Annotated in this window: 12 protein-coding genes; 5 read left to right on the top strand and 7 right to left on the bottom strand. The window is 69.3% G+C overall.

Annotated features, from left to right (window positions below; all coding sequences use genetic code 11):
• Window positions 1–53: 53 nt before the first annotated feature.
• Complete coding sequence (locus ACIBBH_RS01415; RefSeq protein ID WP_399400726.1) at window positions 54–674, bottom strand: heme-copper oxidase subunit III; 621 nt, start codon at window positions 672–674, stop codon at window positions 54–56.
• Window positions 675–879: 205 nt separating this feature from the next.
• On the opposite strand from ACIBBH_RS01415, the gene ACIBBH_RS01410 reads away from it, so the two are divergent.
• Window positions 880–1,281 (top strand): hypothetical protein, encoded by a 402-nt coding sequence (locus ACIBBH_RS01410; RefSeq protein WP_399400724.1) that lies wholly within the window; start codon window positions 880–882, stop codon window positions 1,279–1,281.
• Window positions 1,282–1,315: 34 nt separating this feature from the next.
• Here the strand turns inward: ACIBBH_RS01410 and ACIBBH_RS01405 are convergent, their stop codons facing one another.
• The 4 genes from ACIBBH_RS01405 to coxB all read right to left on the bottom strand — a co-directional run bounded on the left by ACIBBH_RS01405 (window position 1,316) and on the right by coxB (window position 5,811).
• Complete coding sequence (locus ACIBBH_RS01405; protein ID WP_399400722.1) at window positions 1,316–2,575, bottom strand: Ig-like domain-containing protein; 1,260 nt, start codon at window positions 2,573–2,575, stop codon at window positions 1,316–1,318.
• A 145-nt stretch (window positions 2,576–2,720) separates the two neighbouring features.
• Window positions 2,721–3,119 (bottom strand): cytochrome c oxidase subunit 4, encoded by a 399-nt coding sequence (locus tag ACIBBH_RS01400; RefSeq protein ID WP_399400720.1) that lies wholly within the window; start codon window positions 3,117–3,119, stop codon window positions 2,721–2,723.
• A complete protein-coding gene (gene ctaD / locus ACIBBH_RS01395; protein WP_399400718.1) occupies window positions 3,116–4,855 on the bottom strand; it encodes a cytochrome c oxidase subunit I in 1,740 nt (579 codons plus the stop codon). The genes ACIBBH_RS01400 and ctaD overlap by 4 nt, the downstream gene beginning before the upstream one ends.
• A complete protein-coding gene (gene coxB, locus ACIBBH_RS01390; RefSeq protein WP_399400716.1) occupies window positions 4,852–5,811 on the bottom strand; it encodes a cytochrome c oxidase subunit II in 960 nt (319 codons plus the stop codon). The genes ctaD and coxB overlap by 4 nt, the downstream gene beginning before the upstream one ends.
• A 297-nt stretch (window positions 5,812–6,108) precedes the next feature.
• Between coxB and ACIBBH_RS01385 the strand changes: the two genes are divergently transcribed.
• On the top strand, window positions 6,109–7,488 hold the full coding sequence (locus ACIBBH_RS01385; RefSeq protein ID WP_399400714.1) for a cysteine desulfurase/sulfurtransferase TusA family protein: 1,380 nt from the start codon (window positions 6,109–6,111) through the stop codon (window positions 7,486–7,488).
• Between the two features lie 199 nt (window positions 7,489–7,687).
• Here ACIBBH_RS01385 and ACIBBH_RS01380 read toward each other — a convergent pair whose 3' ends face one another.
• Window positions 7,688–8,662, bottom strand: coding sequence for a carbohydrate kinase family protein (locus ACIBBH_RS01380; RefSeq protein ID WP_399400712.1), 975 nt, complete (start codon window positions 8,660–8,662; stop codon window positions 7,688–7,690).
• Between the two features lie 128 nt (window positions 8,663–8,790).
• On the opposite strand from ACIBBH_RS01380, the gene ACIBBH_RS01375 reads away from it, so the two are divergent.
• Both ACIBBH_RS01375 and ACIBBH_RS01370 read left to right on the top strand, forming a co-directional pair.
• Window positions 8,791–9,000, top strand: coding sequence for a hypothetical protein (locus tag ACIBBH_RS01375; RefSeq protein ID WP_399400710.1), 210 nt, complete (start codon window positions 8,791–8,793; stop codon window positions 8,998–9,000).
• 101 nt (window positions 9,001–9,101) lie between these two features.
• Window positions 9,102–10,796, top strand: a complete 1,695-nt coding sequence (locus tag ACIBBH_RS01370; protein WP_399400708.1) for a hypothetical protein — start codon at window positions 9,102–9,104, stop codon at window positions 10,794–10,796.
• A gap of 93 nt (window positions 10,797–10,889) precedes the next feature.
• Here the strand turns inward: ACIBBH_RS01370 and ACIBBH_RS01365 are convergent, their stop codons facing one another.
• A complete protein-coding gene (locus ACIBBH_RS01365; RefSeq protein ID WP_006135694.1) occupies window positions 10,890–11,246 on the bottom strand; it encodes an iron-sulfur cluster assembly accessory protein in 357 nt (118 codons plus the stop codon).
• 262 nt (window positions 11,247–11,508) lie between these two features.
• On the opposite strand from ACIBBH_RS01365, the gene nadA reads away from it, so the two are divergent.
• Entirely contained in the window at window positions 11,509–12,693 is a 1,185-nt protein-coding gene (gene nadA, locus ACIBBH_RS01360; protein WP_399400706.1) for a quinolinate synthase NadA, read from the top strand.
• Window positions 12,694–12,719 lie beyond the last annotated feature (26 nt).

Below are 12,719 nucleotides of genomic sequence, written 5' to 3'. Positions count from 1 at the left end.
GGTGTCAGGATCTTCTGCGTCGATGCTTCTGGGATGTGCGGGAGCGGTCCCGGCTACTTGATCAGGTAGATCGTGGCGAAGAGGCCGATCCAGACGACATCGACGAAGTGCCAGTAGTAGGACACGACGATCGCGGCGGTCGCCTGCTCGTGCGTGAACCTCTTCGCCGCGTAGGTGCGGCCGAGGACCAGCAGGAAGGCGATGAGACCGCCCGTCACGTGCAGGCCGTGGAAGCCGGTGGTCAGGTAGAACACCGAACCGTACGGGTCGGAGGAGAGCGAGAGCCCGTCCTTCTTCACCAGCTCGGTGTACTCGAAGACCTGGCCGCCGATGAAGATCGCACCCATGACGAAGGTGATGACGAACCAGCCCCGGAGCTTCTTCACGTCACCGCGCTCGGCCGCGAACACGCCGAGCTGGCAGGTGAGGGAGGAGAGCACCAGGATCGTGGTGTTCGTCGCCGAGAACGGAAGGTTGAGGCCGGAGGCCATCTCCTTCCAGTGATCGGGACCCGTCACCGATCGCAGGGTGAAGTACATCGCGAAGAGGGCCGCGAAGAACATCAGCTCGGAACTCAGCCAGATGATGGTTCCGACGCTGGTGAGGTTCGGCCGGTTGACCGACGGGTGCGCGTGCCCGGTATCTACTGTCGTTGCTGTCGCCACGACCGACATTATGTCGGTCGCTTATCCCGCCCTCACTACGGGGGGTGCCGTTCGGGGCGTTCGCAGCGTGTGTAGTGCCCGTATGGCCCATCAAGCGGCCCTTCGAAGTCGTGTCCGAGCCGGTGTTGACAGGCTGTCGGAGGGGGTAGCATCCGCCGCATCGGCCCTGTCCGATCGGGTCCTGTCCGTACGACGCCGACGTCTCGGAGGAACAATGCAGCCGACCGCCACGGTGCTGGTCTACAGCGACGACTCCAACACCCGCGAGCAGGTCCGGCTCGCCACCGGGCGCCGGCCGGCTCCGGACGCCCCCGTGGTGGAGTTCGTGGAGTGCGCGACGCCCGCGGCGGTACTCGCCGAGCTCGGCAAGGGCGGCATCGATGTCTGCGTGCTGGACGGTGAGGCCGTGCCCATGGGGGGCATGGGGATGTGCCGGCAGATCAAGGACGAGGTGTTCAACTGTCCGCCGGTGCTGCTGCTGATCGGGCGGCCTCAGGACGCGTGGCTGGCGACGTGGAGCCGGGCCGACGCGGCGGTGACCCTGCCGGTCGACCCCGTGGAGTTCGCGTCGGCGCTGGCTGCTCTGCTGCGCAAGAAGAAGCTGCTGAGCGCGTAGGGGCCCGGGGCGCGCAGGTCCGCGCCCCGGAGCGTCACACCGTCGTCGGCTGCAGTCTCAGCGCGTCCTCCGGGGCCGGGCCCTCCGGCTTGCCGTTGGTCAGGGCGCTGCCGGTACGCCACTTCTTCCAGTCGACGTTCCAGTCGCCGAAGCCGTTGCCGAAGGGTTCCATCGGGTCGCCGTTGGAGTTGACGACCTTGACGATGTCGCCCGGGTGGATGGTGTCGAAGAACCACTCCGCGTTGGACGTGTTCATGCCGGTGCAGCCGTGGCTGACGTTCTCGTAGCCCTGGGAGCCGACGGACCAGGGCGCGGCGTGCACGTACTCGCCGGACCAGGTGACGCGGGTGGCGTAGTAGACCGGCAGGTCGTAGGAGTCGGAGCTGCCCTCGGCGATGCCGACGGTGGTACCGCGCATGCGTACGAATGACTGCTTCTCCAGGACGACCTTGACGCCGTTGCGGGTCTCGTAGCCGGGCTTTCCGGTGGTGACGGGGATCTCGTTGATCACCGCGCCGTTCTTGTAGACCGTCATGTGGTGCGATGACGCGTCCGTGACGGCTTCGATCCGGTCGCCGATGGTGATCTTCAGGGGTTTGGCGCTGCCGCCCCAGAGACGGTCGTTGATCCTGATGCCGTCCAGATTGCTGTGCACCTGGACGGTGGTGTGGACGGGCCAGTACTCCTTGGGGCGGTAGTGGAGCTCCTTGTCGTCCACCCAGTACCAGGAACCCTGTACGGCGGGCATCGAGTCCACCCTGAGGGCGCGCTCGACGATGGCCCGCTGCGCCTTGTCCTTGACCGCGTGGTTCAGCTTCGCCGTGATGGGCTGGCCGACGCCGTACGCGCCCGCGTCCGGCCCGAAGGTGACGTCCAGGCGCTTGGTGGTGGTGGGCATGCTGGTGTCGAAGACGAGGGTCTTGCGGCCGGGGGCCCCGTCCTCGTCCTCCGTGCTGATCCGCACCGTGTAGTGGGCGTTGGCGGCCAGTGGAGAGGTGCTGTGCCAGCGGCTGCCGTCGGCCGCGAGTTCGCCCGCCACATAGCGCCCCGTGGCGTCCACGGCCGTGACGTCCGTGATCCGCCCGTCGCCCTGTGCGGCGACCTCGAGGGGCTTGTCCGGGTCGGCCTTCTTCCCTGCGCCGGTGGGGCCGGTGAAGGAGATCTGGTCCGCCGCGTCGTACGGCTTGTCCGCCAGGGGGTTGCCGTCCGAACCGCAGGCGGTGACGCCCGCCCCGAGGGCGGCCACCAGCAGGGTGCAGCTGACGACGGTGCGGGTGCGCGGAGAGGTGCTCATGAGCTCACGCTAGAAAGCTTCGTCAACCCCAGCGCGCTGAGTGACGCGTTCGGGGGACGGGCCGCAGGCCAAAAGCGGAAGCCCGGACCTCCTGACGGAGTGTCCGGGCTCCCGGCGCCTCGGCGCGTGCTACGGAATGCGTGTGCTACTGGGTGCGGTTCTCACCGTGGTAGTACTCGAAGACCCAGCCGAACAGGCCGATCAGGATGATCGGTGCCGAGAAGTACACCAGCCACCAGCCGACCGCGATACCGAGGAAGGCCAGCGCACCGCCGACACCGAGGGCGAGCGGCTGCCAGCTGTGCGGGCTGAAGAAGCCCAGCTCGCCCGCGTCGTCCGCGACGTCGGCCTCCTTGTCGTCCTGCGCGCCCGCGTCGACCCGCCGGGCGGTGAAGCCCAGGTAGAAGCCGATCATGATGCACAGGCCGAAGGCCAGGAAGAGCGCCGTGGTACCGGCCGGCTCCTTCGACCACACGCCATAGACGACCGCCATGACGAGGACGAAGAAGCTCAGCCAGATGAACATCCGGCCCTGGATCTTCACTTGCCGGCCTCCTTGGTGCCCGCGATGGCGCTGCTGCTGCCGTGACCGGCGTGCTCCAGCTGCTCAAGAGCGGCGATCTCGGGGTGGTGCAGGTCGAACGCCGGGGATTCACTGCGGATCCGCGGCAGGGTGAGGAAGTTGTGCCGCGGCGGCGGGCAGGAGGTCGCCCACTCCAGCGACCGGCCGTAGCCCCACGGGTCGTCGACGCCGACCGGCTTGCCGTACTTGGCCGTCTTCCACACGTTGTAGAGGAACGGCAGTATCGACAGGCCGAGCACGAACGAGCTGATCGTCGAGACCGTGTTCAGGGCGGTGAAGCCGTCGGCCGCGAGGTAGTCCGCGTAACGGCGCGGCATGCCCTCGGCACCCAGCCAGTGCTGGACCAGGAAGGTGCCGTGGAAGCCGACGAACAGCGTCCAGAAGGTGATCTTGCCGAGGCGCTCGTCGAGCATCTTGCCGGTGAACTTCGGCCACCAGAAGTGGAAGCCGGAGAACATCGCGAACACGACCGTGCCGAAGACCACGTAGTGGAAGTGCGCCACCACGAAGTACGAGTCCGAGACGTGGAAGTCCATCGGCGGCGAGGCCAGGATGACACCGGTCAGACCACCGAACGTGAAGGTGATCAGGAAGCCGGTCGCCCACAGCATCGGGGTCTCGAAGCTCAGCGAGCCCTTCCACATGGTGCCGATCCAGTTGAAGAACTTCACACCGGTCGGGACCGCGATCAGGAAGGTCATGAAGGAGAAGAACGGCAGCAGCACGCCACCGGTGACGTACATGTGGTGCGCCCACACCGTCACGGAAAGACCGGCGATCGAGATGGTCGCGGCGATCAGGCCCATGTAGCCGAACATCGGCTTGCGGCTGAAGACCGGGATGACCTCGGAAATGATGCCGAAGAACGGTAGCGCGATGATGTACACCTCTGGATGGCCGAAGAACCAGAAGAGGTGTTGCCACAGCAGTGATCCGCCGTTGGCGGCGTCGAAGATGTGGGCGCCGAACTTGCGGTCCGCCTCCAGGGCGAACAGCGCGGCGGCCAGGACCGGGAAGGCCAGCAGGACCAGGACACCGGTCAGCAGCACGTTCCAGGTGAAGATCGGCATGCGGAACATGGTCATGCCCGGCGCGCGCATGCAGATGATCGTGGTGATGAAGTTGACCGAGCCGAGGATGGTGCCGAAGCCGGAGAAGGCCAGACCCATGATCCACATGTCGGCGCCGATGCCGGGGCTGCGGATCGCCTCGGACAGCGGGGCGTAGGCGAACCAGCCGAAGTCGGCCGCACCCTGCGGGGTGAGGAAGCCGGCCACCGCGATCAGCGAGCCGAACAGGTACAGCCAGTAGGCGAACATGTTCAGCCGCGGGAAGGCCACGTCCGGCGCGCCGATCTGCAGCGGCATGATCCAGTTCGTGAAGCCCGCGAACAGCGGCGTCGCGAACATCAGCAGCATGATCGTGCCGTGCATCGTGAACGCCTGGTTGAACTGCTCGTTCGACATGATCTGCAGGCCCGGCCGGGCCAGCTCGGCGCGCATGAGCAGCGCCATGACGCCGCCGATGAGGAAGAAGGCGAACGACGTCACGAGGTAGAGCGTGCCGATCGTCTTGTGGTCCGTGGTAGTCAGCCACTTGACGACGACTTCGCCGCGGCGCTGGCGCCGGACCGGCAGCTCGTCCTCATAGTGGGACCCTGCTGCCGCGGCACCCTGGGGTTCGTTGAGGATGCTCACAGGATGTTCGACTCCCGGTTCTTCTCGTGGCTCGTCTGCGCGATGCCCGCGGGAATGTAACCGGTCTGCCCCTTCTTGACGAGGTCCTTGAGGTGCTGCTCGTAGCGCTCCGGGGAGACGACCTTCACGTTGAACAGCATCCGGGAGTGGTCGACGCCGCACAGCTCGGCGCACTTGCCCCTGAAGGTGCCCTCCTGGTTGGGAGTCACCTGGAAGGCGTTGGGGTGGCCCGGGATGACGTCCTGCTTCATCAGGAACGGCAGCACCCAGAAGGAGTGGATGACGTCACGCGAGGTGAGGACGAAACGGACCGTCCTGCCCTTGGGCAGCCACAGCGTCGGACCGGGGTTGCCGGTCTGCGGGTTGCGCGTGCCCGGCGTACCGACCTCGTAGACACCGCCGGCGTTCGCCGGGAAGTACTTCTTGTACCGGTCCGGAACGCTGGCCAGGTTCTTGTCGGTCTTGGCGTCGCCGGTGGAGCCGGGGACGTTCTCGATGTAGTTGAAGCCCCAGCTCCACTGGAAGCCGACGACGTTGACCGTCACGTCGGGCTTCTTGGAGAGGTCCAGGAGCTTCGACTCGTCCCGGGCCGTGAAGTAGAAGAGCACCGAGATGATGATGATCGGGACCACCGTGTACAGCGCCTCGATGGGCATGTTGTACCGGGTCTGCGGAGGTACCTCGACCTTGGTGCGGCTGCGCCGGTGGAACACGGCGCTCCACAGGATCAGACCCCACACCAGCACGCCGACGGCGAGCGCGGCAGCCCAGGAGCCCTGCCACAGCGAGAGGATCCGCGGAGCCTCTTCGGTGGTCGGGGTGGGCATACCAAGGCGGGGGAAGTCCTTGTATGTGCAACCGGTTGCGGTCGCCAGGACCAGGCCCGCGGTCATTGCCTGCAGCAGCTTCCGCCGCATCGGGCGCCGCGGCGAGCGGTCGGAGCCGTTGGGACTCACGTAGCGCCTTCCCGAGAGTCTCGCCCGCGCTGGTTGGCTGCGGCCTTCTCGCTGGTCGGTCGCCGCCCTGCGTCGGGCAGGGGTTTGGATGTTTATGCGGACCAAACCCTACTGGACGCCTTCCGGCGGGTCGCGGGGAGGGTGGCATACGCGCCGCGGGTCACCCCCAAGGGGCTGGATGGCGCCTGATAGCCCGGGAGTGCGGCTTGTGTGGCGGGTACGAGTGGTTTGTTGTCGGTCGCGCGGTTCCCCGCCCCCGTCGGGCGCACTGCCCCGAACGGCGTCTAGCGTTGCCGTGTGGCCTACTTCGACGCTGCTTCCGGTGCTCCCCTCCATTCCGTCGCCCGTCAGGCGCTGTTGGCCTCTCTCGACGAGGGGTGGGCCGACCCTGCCCGTCTCTACCGGGAGGGGCGGCGCGCGCGGTTGCTGCTGGACGCGGCTCGGGAGGCGGCTGCGGAGGCCGTGGGGTGCCGGCCGGACGAACTGACGTTCACCTCGTCCGGGACCCGGGCCGTGCACAGCGGGATCGCGGGGGCGCTGGCAGGGCGTCGCCGGGTCGGACGCCACCTGATCGTGTCCGCGGTCGAACACTCTTCGGTACTCCATTCGGCCGACGCGCACGAGACGGACGGCGGTACGGTCACGCGGGTCGCCGTGGACCGTAGGGGTGCGGTGGCCGCGGAGTCGTACGAGGCCGCCCTGCGGCCCGGCACCGCGCTCGCCTGCCTGCAGTCGGCCAACCACGAGGTGGGGACCGAGCAGCCGGTGGCCGAGGTGGCTGCCCTCTGCCGGGAGGCCGGCGTGCCGCTGCTGGTGGACGCGGCGCAGTCGTTGGGATGGGGGCCGGTCGAAGGGGACTGGTCGCTGCTGACGGCGAGTGCGCACAAGTGGGGCGGACCGTCGGGGGTCGGGCTGCTGGTGGTCCGCAAGGGGGTGCGGTTCGCGCCGCAAGGGCCGGTGGACGAGCGGGAGTCTGGGCGGGTGCCCGGCTTCGAGAACATCCCGGCGATCGTGGCCGCGGCGGCCTCCCTGCGGGCGGTGCGGGCCGAGGCGGACCGGGAGGCGGTACGGCTGCGGGAGCTGACCGAGCGGATCCGGGCGCGGGTAGCCGAGTCGGTGCCGGACGTGGAGGTGGTGGGCGATCCACGGCGGCGGCTGCCGGGGATCGTCACCTTCTCCTGCCTCTACGTCGACGGGGAGACCTTGCTGCACGAGCTGGACCGGGAGGGCTTCTCCGTCTCGTCCGGCTCCTCCTGCACGAGCAGCACGCTGACGCCCAGCCATGTGCTGAAGGCGATGGGGGTGCTGAGCGAGGGCAACGTGCGGGTGTCGCTGCCGCCGGGGACGGCGGAGGAGGACGTCGAGCGGTTCCTGTCGGTGCTGCCGGGCGCGGTGGCGGGCGTCCGGGAGAAGCTGGGCGCGCCGGTGCCCGCGGCGGCGGTCGTACGGCCGGACGAGGTGGTCGTCGACTCGCTCGGCAAGCGCTGCCCGATCCCGGTCATCGAGCTGGCGAAGGTCTTCGGGGACGTACCGGTGGGCGGCACGGTCCGCGTCCTCTCCGACGACGAGGCGGCCCGGCTGGACATCCCGGCGTGGTGCGAGATGCGCGGGCAGGAGTACCTCGGCGAGGAGCCGGCGGACCACGGTTCGGCGTACGTGGTCCGCCGTATCGCGTGAACCGGGGCCTGTCCGGCGGATCATGGCGCAGGGAACCGACGGTGCCCGATCAGTGCGGGTGAGCGGGGGGTGGGTGCGTCCGGCTGCAAGGCGGAGGGGGGAGTCGACGCGACGGGGGTGTCTCCCCGCGCGAGCGAGCCGAGCGTGGGGGAAGGCGTGCCAACCCCCGCGTCCGCGGCATGATCCGCCGGACAGGTCCTCAAGCGAGGTGCTGCTTGACCTCGGCGGCCGCATCGTCGCCGTACGCCTTGGTGAAGCGGTCCATGAAGTGGGCGCGGCGCAGCTGGTACTCCTGGGTGCCCACCGTCTCGATGACCAGGGTGGCGAGCATGCAGCCGACCTGGGCGGCGCGCTCCAGGGAGACGCCCCAGGCCAGGCCGGAGAGGAAGCCGGCCCGGAAGGCGTCGCCGACGCCGGTGGGGTCGGCCTTGCGCTCCTCCTCCGGGCAGCCGACCTCGATCGGGTCCTCGCCGGCCCGCTCGATGCGGACGCCGCGCGAGCCGAGGGTGGTGACCCGGTGGCCGACCTTGGCGAGGATCTCCTCGTCGGTCCAGCCGGTCTTGGACTCGATGAGGCCCTTCTCGTACTCGTTGGAGAAGAGGTACGTCGCCCCGTCCAGCAGTATCCGGATCTCCTCGCCGTCCATGCGGGCGATCTGCTGGGAGAAGTCGGCGGCGAACGGGATGTTCCGGGTGCGGCACTCCTCGGTGTGGCGGAGCATCGCCTCCGGGTCGTCGGCGCCGATCAGCACCAGGTCGAGGCCGCCGATGCGGTCGGCGACGGTCTTCAGCTCGATGAGGCGGGCCTCGCTCATCGCGCCGGTGTAGAAGGAGCCGATCTGGTTGTGGTCGGCGTCGGTGGTGCACACGAAGCGGGCGGTGTGCAGGGTCTCGGAGATGCGGACCGACTCGGTGTCGACGCCGTGCCGGTCCAGCCAGGCGCGGTACTGGTCGAAGTCGAAGCCCGCGGCACCGACCAGAATGGGCCGCGTGCCGAGCTGGCCCATGCCGAAGGCGATGTTCGCGCCGACGCCGCCGCGGCGTACGTCGAGGTTGTCGACCAGGAAGGAGAGGGAGACCGTGTGCAGCTGGTCCGCGACCAGCTGGTCGGCGAAGCGGCCGGGGAAGGTCATGAGGTGGTCGGTGGCGATGGAGCCGGTGACTGCGATGCGCACGGCGGGGATTCTCCTGGGGGAGGCGGATTGACAGTTCACGCTACCCGGTCGGGGCGAGGTGCAGGAGTGGAAAAACTACCCGATAGTAGATCTATGTCCGCCGACCTCCACGCGCTTACGGTGCCGCTATGACGAACCTCAAGGTCCATGCCCCCGTTCCGGCCGACCTGGACGGCGACCTGGCGTCGCTGCGCGGTGACTGCGCCCGGATGGCCCCGCACTGGGCGGTACCCGACCAGGACTCCTCCGTTCCGGTGCCCCCGTCGCTCATCCACGGCGTGACCGTCCCCGCGACCTCCGCGCGGCTGCTGGACGCGATGTCCGACTACGGCGACTGAATCGTCCCCTCCGTTCGAGGGAACCGCTCGCTCACCCACCGCGTCCCATCGCCGTCCCCCGGGAAGGGGATGCGGGAGACGACCCAGCAAGGAGCGATGCGGTGAACACCGAGCGACCCGACAACGACGACGCGGCCGCGGGCACCGCCGGGGAGGCCTCGGCGGAGAAGGGGGTTCCGGAGCCGGAGGCCCTGTCCGGGGTTGCTGAAGATGCCAAGGTGCCTGAGGGCGCCGGGGTTGCTGAAGATGCCGGGGCAGCCGAAGTCACCCAGGGCTCGGACGTGCCGGGTGCCGCGGAGCCCGGGCAGCCCGAGCCCGCGGACGTGTCCGGCGTACCCGGCGAAGAGGTCCCCCGGGGTGCCGGCGAAGCCGGTGACGAACGCCCCGCCCGCCGCCGCTCCTCCGCGATCGTCGCCTCCGTCGCCGCCGCCGTGCTGCTGGCCGGCGGCGGCGGGGCCTACCTCGCGGCGACCGCGAACGGCGCCTCGGGCGGCGGTACGGGTTCCGCGGCCTCCGGTGGCACTCCCCCGCCGCTCGCGCTGGACGGTTACTCGGCCAGCGGCGGTACGAACGGCATCGCGCCCGGTGAGCCCAACCCGTACGGCATCACCTACCAGGCCGACGGCACGCTGCCCGGCGGTCCCGGATCGGCGCCGGTGTACCGGGCGGGCGGGGAGGTCACCGAGGACGAGGTGGCCCGCCTGGCCGAGGCCCTCGGTGTCGACGGAGCGCCGGTGGCCGACGGGCAGACCTGGCGGGTCGGGTCCGGGAAGGACGGGTCCGGGCCGAGTCTGCAGGTCGCCAGGCAGGCGCCGGGGACCTGGACCTTCAGCCGGTACGCGCCGGGCACCGACAACTGCAGGAAGATCACCGTCTGCGCGCAGGACCCCGCCGCCCCCGTCACCGACCGGGTGAGCGAGACGGCCGCGAAGAAGGCGGCGGCGCCGGTGCTGAAGGCGCTGGGCCAGGACGACGCCAAGGTGGACGCGAGCCAGGTCATGGGCGCCCAGCGGGTGGTGAACGCCGATCCGGTGGTGGGCGGGCTGCCCACCTACGGCTGGACGACCGGCCTGACCGTCGACAGGCAGGGCGAGCTGGTCGGCGGCCACGGGGAGCTGAAGGCGCCGGTGAAGGGGGACACGTATCCCGTCCTGGGCGCGAAGAAGACGCTCGACCTGATGAACGCGGCGCCCACGACCGACCACCGGATGGGCATCGGCGGCTGCGCCAGTCCCGTACCGCTGAAGGACCGGCTGGAGCAGCCGTGCGGCTCGCCGGCGTCGCCGTCGGCGGTGCCGGCGCAGGACACGGTCACCGTCGGGAAGGCCGTGTTCGGGCTGGCCGCGCACTCGGTCGGGGGCCGGCAGGCGCTGGTGCCGTCCTGGCTGTTCCAGGTACGGGCTGCGGGGGCGCAGGACGCCTTCACGGTGACGTATCCGGCGGTCGACCCGAAGTACCTGGCGTCGCCGGGCACGCCGTCGAGTACGCCGTCGGCGTCACCGGCCGAGCAGTCCGTGAAGGTGACGGGCTACAGCACGGCGGGCAACAGCCTGACCGTGGCCTTCGAGGGCGGGGTGTGCGCCGACTACAAGGCGTCGGCGACCGAGGACTCCGGCAAGGTGACCGTCACGGTGACCGAGACGCCCTGGCCGGACAAGGTCTGCGTGATGATCGCCAAGGTCTACCACCGGACCGTGCACCTGGAGAAGCCGCTCGGTGACCGGAGGGTGGTCGGCTCGGACGGCCGGGCGATCCCGAGGGAGCGGCCGGGCGCGCGTCTGCCGAAGGCGTCCTGACCCGCCGGCTGTCGGAGAACACGCGAAGGCGGCGGCCCCGTGGGAGGGGGCCGCCGCCTTCGCGTTCGTTCTCGAGCCGGTTTCCGGCCGGGGTCAGCTGAAGGAGTCGCCGCAGGCGCAGGAGCCCGTCGCGTTCGGGTTGTCGATCGTGAAGCCCTGCTTCTCGATCGTGTCCACGAAGTCGATGGTGGCGCCGCCCAGGTACGGGGCGCTCATGCGGTCCGTGACGACCTTGACCCCGCCGAAGTCCTTCTCGACGTCACCGTCGAGCGAGCGCTCGTCGAAGAAGAGCTGGTAGCGCAGGCCGGAGCAGCCGCCGGGCTGGACGGCGACGCGCAGAGCGAGGTCGTCGCGGCCTTCCTGGTCGAGCAGCGCCTTGACCTTCGACGCGGCGGCGTCGGTCAGGATGATGCCGTCGGTGACGGTGGTGGTCTCGTCCGATACGGACATCTACATCTCTCCCGGGTTGTACGGAGACTGCTTGCCGACGAGTGCAACCGGCGGGTCCGCGGATTCATTCCGGGCCGGGCATTCGCGTTTTCGCGTTTTCCTCTTCCTTCATGCTCGCACATGCCCGACGGAGCGGACAGCAGCCTGTGGACGGCCCCGCCGGGATTCACGTCACATCGACGCAATGACCATCGTCAAAGTGACGTGAAGCGGGTTATGATAGATAGCGTCAGATCGACGAAAACCAGAAAGGGTGCGTGTCGTGACCACCGCCCAGACCCCGGAGCTCGACGTTCAGCCGAGTCCCCTTGCCCTGCTGCTCCTCGGCCGTGAGGCCGACCCCAGGAGCGAGCGCGGCGTCGAGTGTCCCGGTGACCTGCCCTCGCCGTCCGACCCCGACCTGGTCGAGCGCGCCCGCGCGGCCAAGGAGAAGCTCGGCGACAAGGTCTTCGTGCTCGGCCACCACTACCAGCGCGACGAGGTCATCCAGTTCGCCGACGTCACGGGCGACTCCTTCAAGCTGGCCCGGGACGCGGCCGCGCGCCCGGAGGCCGAGTACATCGTCTTCTGCGGTGTGCACTTCATGGCCGAGTCGGCGGACATCCTGACGTCCGACGAGCAGAAGGTCGTCCTGCCGGACCTCGCCGCCGGCTGCTCCATGGCCGACATGGCGACGGCCGAGCAGGTCGCGGAGTGCTGGGACGTCCTCACGGACGCCGGCATCGCCGATCAGGTGGTCCCCGTCTCCTACATGAACTCCTCCGCGGACATCAAGGCGTTCACGGGCAAGCACGGCGGCACGATCTGCACGTCCTCGAACGCCAAGCGGGCGCTGGAGTGGGCCTTCCAGCAGGGCGAGAAGGTCCTGTTCCTGCCGGACCAGCACCTCGGCCGCAACACCGCCGTCCGCGACATGGGGATGTCCCTGGACGACTGCGTGGTCTACAACCCGCACAAGCCCAACGGCGGCCTGACGGCGGAGCAGCTGCGCGCCGCGAAGATGATCCTGTGGCGCGGCCACTGCTCCGTCCACGGCCGCTTCAGCCTCGACTCGGTGAACGACGTGCGCGCCCGCATCCCCGGCGTGAACGTCCTGGTCCACCCCGAGTGCAAGCACGAGGTGGTGGCCGCGGCCGACTACGTCGGCTCCACGGAGTACATCATCAAGGCCCTGGAGGCCGCCCCCGCCGGCTCCAAGTGGGCCATCGGTACGGAGCTGAACCTGGTCCGCCGCCTGGCGAACCGTTTCGCGCCGGAGGGCAAGGAGATCGTCTTCCTCGACAAGACGGTCTGCTTCTGCTCGACCATGAACCGCATCGACCTCCCCCACCTGGTCTGGGCCCTGGAGTCCCTGGCCGAGGGCAACCTCGTCAACCGCATCCAGGTCGACAAGGAGACGGAGGCGTTCGCGAAGCTGGCGCTGGAGCGAATGCTGGCGCTGCCGTAGACCCCGGTACTCCCCGAGATGCCCCT

Origin of the sequence: Streptomyces sp. NPDC051636, assembly GCF_044453765.1 — a bacterium.
In the GTDB taxonomy this organism is placed as follows: domain Bacteria; phylum Actinomycetota; class Actinomycetes; order Streptomycetales; family Streptomycetaceae; genus Streptomyces.
The sequence above is the reverse complement of the archived record's forward strand: the minus strand, read 5'-3'. Positions and strand labels throughout refer to the sequence as shown.